Annotated in this window: 12 protein-coding genes; 8 read left to right on the forward strand and 4 right to left on the reverse strand. The window is 44.7% G+C overall.

All coding sequences use genetic code 11. From position 1 onward, the window contains the following. Nucleotides 1–22: 22 nt before the first annotated feature. The gene (locus AB4486_RS10785; RefSeq protein ID WP_372117149.1) at nucleotides 23–1,174 is read right to left on the reverse strand and encodes an MFS transporter; all 1,152 of its coding nucleotides are present in this window, start codon (nucleotides 1,172–1,174) and stop codon (nucleotides 23–25) included. Between AB4486_RS10785 and AB4486_RS10790 the strand changes: the two genes are divergently transcribed. Beyond that, nucleotides 1,146–1,385 carry a hypothetical protein gene (locus tag AB4486_RS10790; RefSeq protein ID WP_017060129.1) on the forward strand — a complete coding sequence of 80 codons (240 nt, stop codon included), beginning with the start codon at nucleotides 1,146–1,148 and terminating at the stop codon, nucleotides 1,383–1,385. The two genes, AB4486_RS10785 and AB4486_RS10790, sit on opposite strands and share 29 nt — an antisense overlap. Nucleotides 1,386–1,442: 57 nt before the next feature. Here AB4486_RS10790 and AB4486_RS10795 read toward each other — a convergent pair whose 3' ends face one another. Then, nucleotides 1,443–2,468, reverse strand: coding sequence for an AraC family transcriptional regulator (locus AB4486_RS10795; protein WP_017070970.1), 1,026 nt, complete (start codon nucleotides 2,466–2,468; stop codon nucleotides 1,443–1,445). 369 nt (nucleotides 2,469–2,837) lie between these two features. Between AB4486_RS10795 and AB4486_RS10800 the strand changes: the two genes are divergently transcribed. Next, nucleotides 2,838–4,442 carry a long-chain fatty acid--CoA ligase gene (locus tag AB4486_RS10800; RefSeq protein ID WP_017060127.1) on the forward strand — a complete coding sequence of 535 codons (1,605 nt, stop codon included), beginning with the start codon at nucleotides 2,838–2,840 and terminating at the stop codon, nucleotides 4,440–4,442. Further along, nucleotides 4,435–6,114, forward strand: a complete 1,680-nt coding sequence (locus tag AB4486_RS10805; protein WP_102333614.1) for a GMC family oxidoreductase — start codon at nucleotides 4,435–4,437, stop codon at nucleotides 6,112–6,114. The genes AB4486_RS10800 and AB4486_RS10805 overlap by 8 nt, the downstream gene beginning before the upstream one ends. Before the next feature lie 102 nt (nucleotides 6,115–6,216). On the opposite strand, the gene trxC is transcribed toward AB4486_RS10805, so the two are convergent. Then, complete coding sequence (trxC, locus tag AB4486_RS10810; protein WP_017060125.1) at nucleotides 6,217–6,651, reverse strand: thioredoxin TrxC; 435 nt, start codon at nucleotides 6,649–6,651, stop codon at nucleotides 6,217–6,219. Nucleotides 6,652–6,773: 122 nt separating this feature from the next. Here trxC and AB4486_RS10815 point away from each other — a divergent pair, with 122 nt between their 5' ends. The 5 genes from AB4486_RS10815 (at nucleotide 6,774) to AB4486_RS10835 (ending at nucleotide 10,783) form a co-directional block, all read left to right on the forward strand. Beyond that, nucleotides 6,774–7,871, forward strand: coding sequence for a ketoacyl-ACP synthase III (locus tag AB4486_RS10815; protein ID WP_017067864.1), 1,098 nt, complete (start codon nucleotides 6,774–6,776; stop codon nucleotides 7,869–7,871). A 22-nt stretch (nucleotides 7,872–7,893) separates the two neighbouring features. Further along, on the forward strand, nucleotides 7,894–8,358 hold the full coding sequence (locus tag AB4486_RS10820) for a GNAT family N-acetyltransferase (protein WP_029235379.1): 465 nt from the start codon (nucleotides 7,894–7,896) through the stop codon (nucleotides 8,356–8,358). A gap of 97 nt (nucleotides 8,359–8,455) precedes the next feature. After that, nucleotides 8,456–9,688, forward strand: a complete 1,233-nt coding sequence (locus AB4486_RS10825) for a glycosyltransferase (protein ID WP_102394371.1) — start codon at nucleotides 8,456–8,458, stop codon at nucleotides 9,686–9,688. 202 nt (nucleotides 9,689–9,890) lie between these two features. Then, on the forward strand, nucleotides 9,891–10,352 hold the full coding sequence (locus AB4486_RS10830; protein ID WP_372117152.1) for a YeeE/YedE family protein: 462 nt from the start codon (nucleotides 9,891–9,893) through the stop codon (nucleotides 10,350–10,352). Beyond that, complete coding sequence (locus AB4486_RS10835; RefSeq protein WP_016787649.1) at nucleotides 10,352–10,783, forward strand: YeeE/YedE family protein; 432 nt, start codon at nucleotides 10,352–10,354, stop codon at nucleotides 10,781–10,783. The genes AB4486_RS10830 and AB4486_RS10835 overlap by 1 nt, the downstream gene beginning before the upstream one ends. 163 nt (nucleotides 10,784–10,946) lie before the next feature. Here AB4486_RS10835 and AB4486_RS10840 read toward each other — a convergent pair whose 3' ends face one another. Beyond that, entirely contained in the window at nucleotides 10,947–11,822 is an 876-nt protein-coding gene (locus AB4486_RS10840; RefSeq protein WP_372117153.1) for an endonuclease/exonuclease/phosphatase family protein, read from the reverse strand. Nucleotides 11,823–12,027: the final 205 nt, after the last annotated feature.

Raw genomic sequence — 12,027 nt, forward strand, 5'->3', positions numbered from 1 at the left:
TCTAGTGTCTGTCTATTTAAGCTTACTCGCCTGCAATCTGTAGGTGAGAGCGCTTTAGGCTAGTAATCAACATGTAGATCGTTGTAGCAAGTAGAGACGCGAACAGGTAAGTGAACAATCCTGCTTGTGAATCCATAAAGCTGTCTGCAACGATTGGTCCCGCAACAGAACCGATGCTGTAGCAAAGTAGCATGATTTGAGTCACTGACACCAAGTAGCTTGGGTCAAGGTTACGGCAACCTAAGTTAATCGCGATTGGGTATAGCGCAAATGTGGCCATGCCTAATACGAACAAGCTCATGCCTAGTACGTAGAAATCGTGATTGATAGTCAGCACACCAATGCTTGCAACCCCTAGCAGGCAGAACAAAGCCATTAATAACACTTGTCCTACGTGGTGAGATAACCAAGTCACCATCGGCTGTACAGCCATACCACCCATGATAACCAAAGCCATCAAACCACCAATGTCTTCGTGTGCAATGTTACGTTGAGCAAGTTCAACTGGCATCAAGCCGTAAATCGCACCTAGCGTTAATCCGGAAACAATGCAGCCAATTAGCGCGCTGTGGCTTAATTTGCTGATCTGCTTTAAAGACAAAGATTGCGCATCGTGGATCTGTGGTGGAGTTGCTTGTCCATACATCAGCACAATGATCGCACCAAACAGAAGGGTGAACATTGCGATGAAAGGTACGCCACCAGTAATACCTAGGTAACCGATACCAAGCTGACCAACTGCAGAACCGCCGTACAGTGAACACATGTAGATAGCGAGACGTTTTGCGCGTTGTGACTCGTCACCGCTCATTAGCCAAGACTCTACAATCACGAAGATACCTGCAACCGCCACACCAGCCACAAAGCGAGCTAGTAGCCATACTGCTTGGTGTGGGAGCAATGGCAATACAAGGATCGTTGCGATGAACACACTCAATGCGATGACGAACGCATCTTTGTGGCCAACACGCGCAATGGCACGTTCAATCAATAATGTACCAGCCAGTAGACCTGCATAGAATGCACTCGCCAACCAACTCGATAGATCTTTGTCTAAGCCATACTCAGACAGCATTAATGGTAATGAACTCATTAAGTAGCCTGAAGCGATCGCGTAAAAAGACAATGCAATAACAGGAACAGTTATGCGAGTTGTTGGTTGGATGTTGTCCAATGCAGGAGCCTCTGATAGTAAAAGAAACGATGAATTTTCCGCGACTATGGGGGAGAAACTGAATTGGGTAAAACAAATAAAAATGGTCGTTAAGATAAAAGAAATTTATCGACCAACTAAACTAAAATACGGTTGCGATATTTGGTGGTTTGGCGAGATTTTATGCGGGCAAAAAGTCGTTAAGCCGTTGTTCATTGGTGGTTTAATTTAGAAAAAGATTGCAGCGTGATTGTCTTTTTATGATTTGGATTGAGTGGGATTTTAAGTGTTAGACCGTTTCTTTACGGTATTGACGTGGCGAGTTACCACTCCACTTACGAAAGGCATGACGAAAGTTAGCGCTATCAGAAAAGCCAACTCGTTCAGATATCTCTTCAATACTCATTCGAGTTGAAGAAAGGTAGTGCCGGGAAAGGTGAAAGCGAACATGGTCTAGTATCTTCTGATAGCTCGTATCCGCTGCTTTCAGGTGACGACGCAGAGTTCGAGAAGACATGCCCAGTTCTGAAGAAATGGATTCTATAGAAGGGTAACATCCTGGCCTTTCAATCAGCATCTGAGAGACTTTCTCTTTGAGGCTACTGGGTGCACTGACTTTTGCCAACATGTCATCACACGATTTTAAGCACATCTGTAAAGTGATGGGGTTGGCGGTAGGAAGAGATGAATACAAGGTGGTTGCGTCGAACTCCCATTCAAGCCGGTCACTATTGAATTCAACCGGGCAGCGGAAAATCTCTGTGTATAGATCGCCGTATTCAGGTTTTGGATAGGGGAAGCGGATCACTTGAGAAGGAAAGGGCTGCTGTAAGACCTCTTCGCACAAACTGTGTATCGCCGAGAACCAGTATTCACAACAAAAGGGCAGTAAAGAATCGAGTTCGATAAGTTGCTCTGCGCGAAAGTAACCAATGTTGTCTTCTACAGACATGGTTTTCCTGAGGACAGGGCCAGCAAGTTGCAGATACTTAAACCCGATTAAAAAGGCATCGAGTAGTGTTTCGCTGCTAAACACCGCATAACCGAGCACGCCGAAATCGCTGAACCTCGCTTGTTGGCCAACTTTAAGCCCCAATCCGTCTTCGTTGGAATTCGCTAACGCATTACTGAACACAGCAAGCTTTTGCGCCAAAGTGATGTGTGTATCGGGTGTGTTGAGTTGGAGAGCATCGATGTTACTTCCTTCGAGCAACTCTTCGATACTGAGAACAGGCGACAGGTAACGATGCAGCAACTGAAGATCCAGAATGCCGAATGCTTGCATGTCGGGTTCGTAAACTGCGGTGTATTCCATAAGCTGCCTCTTGTTGAATATCGATATCTTAACCGAACTTTTAACATTTACGCCTGTTGCTTGTTCTCACTTTCGCAAGCTTGTTCCAAATTTTGGTTTATGTGTGCAAGGTTTTATTGTGCTAGCGCAGGCTGTGTCCGAATATCACCGGTTTTTGTCTTTTTGAAACCTGTTCGAAATGTTATCGAAATGTTGTAATTTATTGGGCTGCACATTGGAGCGTCTCAAACATTTTGCTCAATAACGACTCTTATCTACATGACACACCAATGTGCAGGCTCGTGATGACAAGAAAGAGACTTATTACAACGATTAGAACGTCTACGGTGACCGTCACAAACAGGTCTAAGCCGCACAAGGAGATCATGGATGCACAATCTTGCTGTTAATTTGGAGCGTAGCGCTTCGCTTTTTCCAACTAAAGCCGCTCTGCGTATGGGATCGGATGAAATCAGTTTTTCTCAGTTAGAACAACTTTCTGGAAACGTGGCTGCTAACTTGAAAAGACTTGGGTTGCAGAACGGAGATAAGGTAGCGTTGTCATGCCCGAACGTGACTTACTTTCCGATAGCCTATTACGGGATTCTAAAAGCGGGTTGTGTAGTCGTGCCTTTGAACGTGCTATTCAAGGCCAGAGAGATCGCTTATCACCTTAATGACTCTAACGCGAAGGCCTATTTATGTTTTGACGGCAGTGAAGAGCTTCCCATTGGTCGCTATGGTTTACAAGGTTTTGAGCAGGCAAACCACTGTGAACACTTTGTCGAGATGCCTATCCCAACAAACACAGACACTACTTTAGAAAGTAATGAGGAGCATGAATCAATCGCTGATTGGTTGGCACAACCTTTTACTCCTTTTGAGTCTGTGGCTTGTCATGGCGATGATACCGCTGTGATCCTTTATACCTCTGGCACGACGGGTCAACCAAAAGGGGCTGAGCTTTCCCACACCAACATGCAAACCAATGCGATGTCGTCACAGTATCTAATGAGATTGGAGTACAGCGACACCACAATGGCTACACTGCCTTTATTCCATAGCTTCGGTCAGACGGTGATGATGAACGCGAGTGTGCTAACAGGGTCCACCATGGTGTTGATTCCTCGTTTTGAACCGTCATTGGTTATTGAACAGATCATTAGCCATAAAGTCAGCGTGTTTGCGGGTGTTCCTACTATGTATATCGCGCTATTAAAGGCGGGAGAAGAGTCTTCTGATAGTTTAGAAAACACAAGCAAACGCTCTGAACAGGTTAAACACAGCTTGAGGTTAGGTGTTTCTGGCGGTGCTTCTATGCCGCTTGAGGTTATACGACAGTTTGAATCTCGTTTTGAATTACCAGTCTTAGAAGGTTATGGGCTCTCGGAAACGGCGCCGGTTGCGACCTTTAATCATATTGATGGCGATCGTTTATCGGGTAGTGTCGGTCAGCCTTTATGTGGCCACCTCATCAAGATTACTGATATACAAGGCAACTCTGTCGCTATGGGTGAACTCGGCGAAGTCTGCATTAAAAGCCCAAGTGTGATGAAAGGCTATTATCAAAGGCCAGAGGCGACAGCTGAATCTATTCGTGATGGTTGGTTCTTAACGGGAGATATCGGTCGCGTCGATGAGCATGGCAATTTGTTCATTGTTGACCGTGTTAAAGACATGATTATTCGTGGTGGGTACAACGTTTATCCACGTGAAGTCGAAGAAGTGTTGATGTGTCACCCCGATGTCGAAATGGTCGCGGTGGTAGGCGAGCATCATGAACATTTAGGCGAGGAGATCCACGCGCATGTGGTTCTTCACGAACATACGCAATGTGATAGTGCCGCCTTGATAGCATGGTGTCGTGAGCAACTCGCCGACTACAAATACCCGCGTAAGGTATTCATTCGTAAAGCCTTACCCATGACAGCAACCGGAAAAATCTTGAAGCGTGAGTTACACCCACTAGAAATAGCGGAGATGGCAAATGGATAGTTATGATTTTATTATTGTTGGCGGTGGTTCAGCTGGGTGTGTGATGGCTTCTCGGCTGTCGGAAGATCCTGATGTGACGGTTTGCTTGTTAGAAGCGGGTGGTAAAGACACCAGCCCATTCATTCACACACCCGTTGGCGTGGTGGCGATGATGCCAACCAAACTCAATAATTGGGCATTCGAAACGGTTGAACAGCCGGGTTTGAACGGTCGTAAAGGCTATCAGCCTAGAGGTAAGACACTTGGCGGTTCTAGCTCTATCAATGCCATGATGTACGCTCGTGGACATCGCTATGACTACGATAGATGGGAAAGCTTGGGCAATGCTGGCTGGAACTATGAATCCTGTTTGCCTTACTTTAAGAAAGCAGAAAACAACGAAGTCCACCAAGATGAGTTCCATGGCCAAGGTGGTCCTCTTAATGTGGCCAATCTTAGATCGCCAAGCCCTATGTTGGAACGTTATTTAACGGCGTGTGAATCGATAGGTGTACCTCGCAATGAGGATATTAACGGCGCTGCTCAGTTTGGGGCGATGCCGACGCAGGTAACACAGCTGAATGGTGAACGATGCAGTGCTGCCAAGGCTTACTTAACGCCAAACCTTTCACGATCGAATCTCACGGTCGTGACTAAAGCCACCACACATAAGGTTTTGTTTGAATGCAAGAAGGCGATTGGTGTTGAATATGGTTCTAGCGGAAAGCGTTATCAGATACGATGCAACAAAGAAGTGATTCTTTCCGCTGGTGCGTTTGGTTCTCCCCAATTGCTGTTACTGTCTGGTGTCGGTGCTCAAACTGAACTAGAGACACATGGAATCGAACAGGTTCATGAATTACCTGGAGTGGGCAAGAACCTTCAAGATCATATCGACTTAGTACATTCGTATAAATGCAGTGAAAAGCGTGAAACTTTTGGTATCTCGCTGCAAATGGCCTCTGAAATGACCAAAGCCTTACCACTATGGCACAAAGAACGCCGCGGTAAAATGAGCAGTAATTTTGCAGAGGGAATAGGCTTTCTCTGTTCCGAAGATCATATCGCTGTACCGGATTTAGAGTTTGTATTTGTGGTCGCTGTTGTAGATGACCATGCTAGAAAAATTCATACCAGTCATGGCTTTACCTCTCATGTCACCTTATTGCGACCGAAGAGCTACGGCACCGTAACGCTCAATAGTAATGATCCCTATGATCCGCCTAAGATCGATCCTGCGTTTTTCAGTCATCCTGAAGACATGGAGATCATGATTAAGGGCTGGAAGAAGCAGTATCAAATGTTAGAGAGTTCCGCGTTTGATGATATCCGAGGCAATGCTTTCTACCCTGTGGACGCCAGTGATGACAAGGCTATCGAGCAAGATATTCGCAATCGTGCAGACACTCAGTATCACCCGATCGGGACCTGTAAAATGGGACCTAGTAGCGATTCTTTAGCTGTGGTAGATAAAGATCTCAAAGTTTATGGATTGGATAATTTGAGAGTCATTGATGCTTCTGTGATGCCGACACTGATTGGGGCAAACACCAATGCACCAACCATTATGATTGCTGAGAAAGTCGCAGATCAAATCAAACAGCAATACGGGTTTGGCAAGCAAGAATCTAATATTCAAGCGAAAGGCGAAGCTGTAGTTTTATTCAAGAAGTTAAGTGATAACCATAAATAAAACAGTAGGTTAGATAGTCTTGATTTGGTAAGACTCTCTAACCTATTTTTGTGTGCTTACTTAGAATTAAGTAATGCTAAATCAATAGCTTAACCAATAGTATTACTTAGTTAGTGCTTGATTAAGCCACTGATCAAATTGACCTTTTGGCAGTGCACCGTTAATCGTATCAACACGTTGACCGTTCTTGAACACCATCACCGTTGGGATGCTTCTGATTTGATACATAGCCGCCAGTTGCTGTTGAGCTTCGGTATCAATTTTAACAAATCGAACATCGCCAGCGCGCTCTTTAGCGACATCGCTGAACACAGGTGCGAAACCTACACATGGGTTGCACCATGTCGCCCAAAAATCGACAACGACAGGCTGTGAACTGTTCAAAATTGATTGGAAATTCAGTGACGTACCTTCGATTGGTGCACCGTCTAGAAGTGCGTTTTTGCACTTACCACAAGTAGGGCTTTCTGAAATTCTTTCTGAAGGAACTCGGTTTACGCCACCGCAAGAAGGGCAACGTGTGTTGAATGTAGACATAACTTTCTCTTTTTATTGCGTCTCCGTGCCTAACGCGATTTACGAATCATGTACGGAACGCTTATACTGTTTAAAACAAGAATAAGATACTCAAATAAAAACAAACAATAAACAGGTAAATGATGACAAAATTTTACGCTGAAATTACGGGCTGGGGAAAGTGTCTGCCACCAGCCGTGCTATCCAATGATGATTTAAGCACTTTCATTGATACGTCTGACGAGTGGATTCGTACTCGAACTGGTATCGAAAATCGTCGTATCAGTCATGTAAATACCTCTGAGCTAGCGACCGTTGCTGCTCAACATGCAATGGCGTGTGCTGGTTTAACAGCCGAAGATATCGATCTTGTGATCGTAGCGACGTGCAGTCCAGACTCTCTTATTCCAAATACCGCGTCTAAAGTTCAACAGAACTTAGGCATCAAGAGCGCAGCAGCTTTTGACCTTAATGCAGCGTGTACAGGCTTTATCTACGGTGTTGAAACAGCAACTCGATTGATTCAAGCGGGCAACTACCGCAATGCGATCGTTGTGGGTGCAGAGCGTCTTTCATTCTTCATCGACTGGACCAAGCGTGATACTGCGGTTCTATTCGGTGATGGCGCTGGCGCTGTGGTTTTATCGCGTACTGAAGAACAAGTGGGTTTACAAGAAGCTCAAATCGGTTGTGACGCAGAGGGCCGTGACATTCTAGCAGTACCAAAATTCGGTACGTCTATGGACCGCTTTGCTGCTGATAACGGTTACTGGGATTTTGATTTCGTTGGTAAAGAGATCTTCAAGCGTGCAGTGAAAGGAATGGGCGCTGCAGCACATACAGTATTGAGTCGCACTGGCATCTCAACTGAAAACATCGATGTTGTGATTCCGCACCAAGCGAACATCCGAATTATTCAAACTCTGTGTGATATGGCGGGCATTGAACGTGAGAAAGCGTTTGTGAACATTCAAAACTATGGCAACACGTCGGCTGCGACTGTGCCAATTGCATTGTGTGAATCGTTAGAGCAAGGCTTTGTTAAACCGAACTCAAACATCCTTGTGGCGGCATTCGGTGCCGGTTTAACTTGGGGGGCAGGCCATATTAAGTGGGGTAGCCGTGTTGATCCGTTAGGTCAATCGGACGCTAAGCTTCCAGAAGCAGATAGCTCGGCATTAGAACTTCTAGAGAAAGCCATTTTACACTGTAAAACGCGTCCTAATTCTGAGAATGAGTAGCAGCATGGCGCAAGTTCGTTTTATGACAGAAGCCGACCTCGATGGAGCGGCTTTAGTTCACCAAGCTACTTTTGTTCGACAGCAAAACTCAAAAAATTGGTTACAATGTAACTTAAATGCTGCGCCACGCTTTCTTAACTTTGTTGCTGAAAGCGATGGCGAGATTGTCGGCTACATTATTTGGGTTCAAAAGAGTGGGTTTAGGCCTGAAGCTGTTTTGGAGCTAGAACAACTTGCTGTGTTACCGAGTGCTCAGGGGCAAGGATTGGGCAAAAAGCTGATTCTAGACTCTTTGCCTCAAGTGAAGCAGAAGCTATCAGAGCAGGGCTCGACACTAAAACATGTATTAGTGACCACCAGAGCAGATAACTTTGCACAAAAGCTCTATCAGTCGACATTGGGCGCTCAAGTCGAAACCACGATTTCAAACTTTTACTCAGCCGATGAAGTGCTTATGATAGCTCGCAATGTAGGTGAACGAATCTGATCGCTGAGTTCTTAGAACCATTATTATCAGCGGCATAACTCGATTAACGTTTTATTAGGGGCTTCTGTGGCCCTTTTGTTATTTCTTAGGAAGTATTTTGAAGAAAGTTTTAGCAATTGGCTACGTTTGGCCAGAACCGAATTCATCGGCGGCTGGCAGTCATATGATGTCTCTTTTACGTCTATTTAAGAGACAAGGTTGGTCAGTTGAATTTGCAACACCCGCTCAAGAAACCGAGCACATGATTGATCTCTCTGAAGAGGGCATCACAAGCCAATCTATACAGTTAAATTGCGATAGCTTTGACGATTACATTGAAGAGCTGCAGCCCGATGTTGTGATGTTTGACCGTTTTATGATGGAAGAGCAATTCGGCTGGCGCGTCGAGAAGGTATGTCCCAATGCCTTTAAGCTACTGGATACTGAAGATTTACAATTCCTACGCAATGCTCGACATGAAGCTGTTAAGAAAGAGACAGAGTTAACGAAAGAGCACCTGTACAGTGACTTGGCGAAACGTGAAATCGCTGCAATCCTGCGCTGTGATCTTTCGTTGATCATCTCAAGTTACGAGATGGAATTGCTCCAATCTGAGTTCAATATCGATCCAAAACTATTACATCACCTGCCGTTCATGGTTGATCTTAATACGCTTCCTGAAAGCACGAAAAGCTTTGAAGAACGTAAGCATTTCATGACGATAGGTAATTTTAGACATGCGCCTAACTGGGATGCAGTGCTTCAGTTACAGAAGATTTGGCCGAAGATTCGTAAGCAGTTGCCTGATAGTGAACTTCATATTTACGGATCTTATCCGCCGCCGAAAGCAACCGCTTTGCATAATCCAAAAACCGGTTTCCATATCAAAGGTTGGGCTAAAGATGCTCAAGAAGTGATGGAAGATGCACGTGTTTGTGTTGCGCCATTACGTTTTGGCGCTGGCATTAAAGGCAAGTTACTTGATGCGATGAAGCTGCAAACTCCGAATGTAACCAGCGAGATCGGCAGCGAAGGCATGCTACCGCAAGGTGAACTGCAATGGCCGGGCGCAGTGTCAGATGATATTGATGAGTTTGTTGAACAAGCTGTCGCTCTTTATAAAGATGAAAAGAAATGGCTTAAAGCTCAAAGCCAATGTCATTCAATTCTTGAAGCGCACTATGAACAGAATCAACTGGGCGACAAATTGATCGAGCGACTGACTGCGCTAGGTTCTGAGCTTGATGCGCATCGACTGAATAATTTCTTTGGTTCAATGCTTAAGCACCATAGTATGGCGAGCACTAAGTACATGTCGCAATGGATTGCTGAGAAGAACAAGGTCAAATAGCTGTTCTTTACCAAAGACAGAATAAATCTTAAGCCCTTAGGTTAACACCTAGGGGCTTTTTTCATGCAGGGCGCTTGTTAATTCCAGACTTACAAAACGACACATACTCGCAGTACATTAGCATTGACTAATTTATATTTATTAGTAAACTCTAATTTATAGGTTGTTATGAGTTTATGATGTTTGTGGATAGGAGAGGTTTGTGCTTAGTTTGATTCCTTGGGATGCTTTTTTCGGCGGCATGTTGTTAGGCGTGTCGGCCATTGTTTTAATGTTGGGGATTGGTCGAGTTGCTGGCATTAGTGGCATTGTCAGCCGATTATTGCCAACTGGCACCAGCAACAAAGAACGTAAAGATGCGGATACAGCAAACACCGAAAAACACTGGCGTATCGCCTTTGTTGTGGGAATGGTCGCAAGTGGTTGGCTATTAATTCCGACGGGTTACCAACTTCCGCAATTAGAAGAGATCAACTTCGCAGTGGTTATCATAGCCGGACTATTGGTGGGCTTCGGCACTAAGGTCGCGAATGGCTGTACTAGTGGCCATGGCATTGTGGGAATGGCACGTTTGTCTAAGCGTTCAATTGTCGCGACTTGTGTGTTTATGGGTGTGGCAATGGCAACTGTGTTGGTTAAGAATATGATTGGTTTGGGGGCATAATGAAAAACGCTTCATTTACTATCGTTATCGGTTTGGTCGCAGGTATTCTTTTTGGCTCTGGCATGATCATCTCAGGGATGGTTGATCCTGAGAAGGTACTCGGCTTCTTAGACATTACCGGTAACTGGGACATTAGTTTGGCATTCGTCATGGGTGGCGCGCTATTGGTCTTTGCACCGTTTTATCATCTGGTCATTAAAAAGCGCGCTAAAGCCATCAATGGCGAGCCGTTAGATAGCCGTAACAATCCGTTGATAGACAGAAAGCTGATTCTTGGATCTACAGCGTTTGGCTTAGGCTGGGGGATTGCAGGCTTTTGCCCAGGCCCTGCGGTAACCAGCCTAAGTGGCGGCAACCCGACGGTGTGGGTGTTTATGATAAGCATGCTGGTGGGAATGTGGCTGGCGGATCGTATGAACAAAACGTGTTAGTAGCAAGCTTATAGCTGATTACATTGGCTTTGACGTTATCCGTTCTGAGCTGACCAAGCATAGAGGTTGACTCGCTTTCAGCACGAAAGTCAGTCAGCCTCTTTCTATATTTACTGTTTCTATTATTTTCAGTTATCTACAATCTGCTGTTATCTAAAATCTACTATTTAATAGTCGTTGAAACTGGACAGTGGTCGCTGAGTTTGTAGTCCAGAACATCTTGTGTTTCAAATACCTTCTGCTTTGCAGGAGAAGCATTTAGCGACTCACTCACCACAATATGATCAATAACAGAGCGGAACTGATGTGTGCGATAATTGTTGCGGTTAGAGCGTACCTTACAATCTGCACGGGTCTTTCGTGTCGCTAACTGCGCATCAGTATATTGTGATAACTCTTTCCACATCCAATCTCGTGAGTAAGCGAGGTTATGGTTAAAGTCGCCAAGAATGGCGTAGTCTTCGTTATTGCGCTCTCTTTGCTTTATCCACTTGTTCAGTTGCTGAGCTTGCTCTTTTAAACGAGAGCAATCGCGGTTGGACTTATACGCTCCGCTACAACCTGCCTTTAAATGCACAGACAACATGTGAATGGGTTTAAAGTTTGTTTCTACAACGGTATAGCTGGCAAACCTAAGTTTACTGTTGGATGTGGTTTCAAGCGGAAAGTCAGCGTAGTCGGTGAGGGCTACTCCTTTACGAACTGCAAATCCCGTGTATTGGTTCACTTCTTTAAATTGGCGGTTGCTGTTCTTAGATAGCGCCCGGTCAGACATCAATATCTTGTATTGATCACCAGCCACACGCTGAATGGCATTTACGTTATCGACTTCTTGAAACGCAACCACGTCTGCGTCTAAGGATTGAAAATAAGTTGCGAGTTTGTCGAAATCAGCTTGATCACGTTTGTCAGAAAACTTATTCACAGCCTCGTTGGTTGATAACCATTCGATATTCCAACTGGATATGGTCAAAGGTTCAGCAAATGTCTGGCTACTGAGTAAGCAGCCTAACATTATCCAGTTTTCAAGTCGTTTCATGCCAAATATCCCTAATTTTGTCTGCCAATATTGATGAGCCGTTATCCTACAACACTTACCAAAAATTCAACTCTTTTTAGGAGTTTTTTTATTGTTACATTGTTTCTTTTCGACTTGAGAACTAGCGTAATAATATTGAATTGATCTTAGTCAGCGTTCTCTTTTTATTGATCCAAATCAATACTCAAAGTTGGTGGTTCTCGTT

Origin of the sequence: Vibrio sp. 10N.222.55.C6 (genome assembly GCF_041473395.1) — a bacterium.
Taxonomy (GTDB): Bacteria; Pseudomonadota; Gammaproteobacteria; order Enterobacterales; family Vibrionaceae; genus Vibrio; species Vibrio crassostreae_C.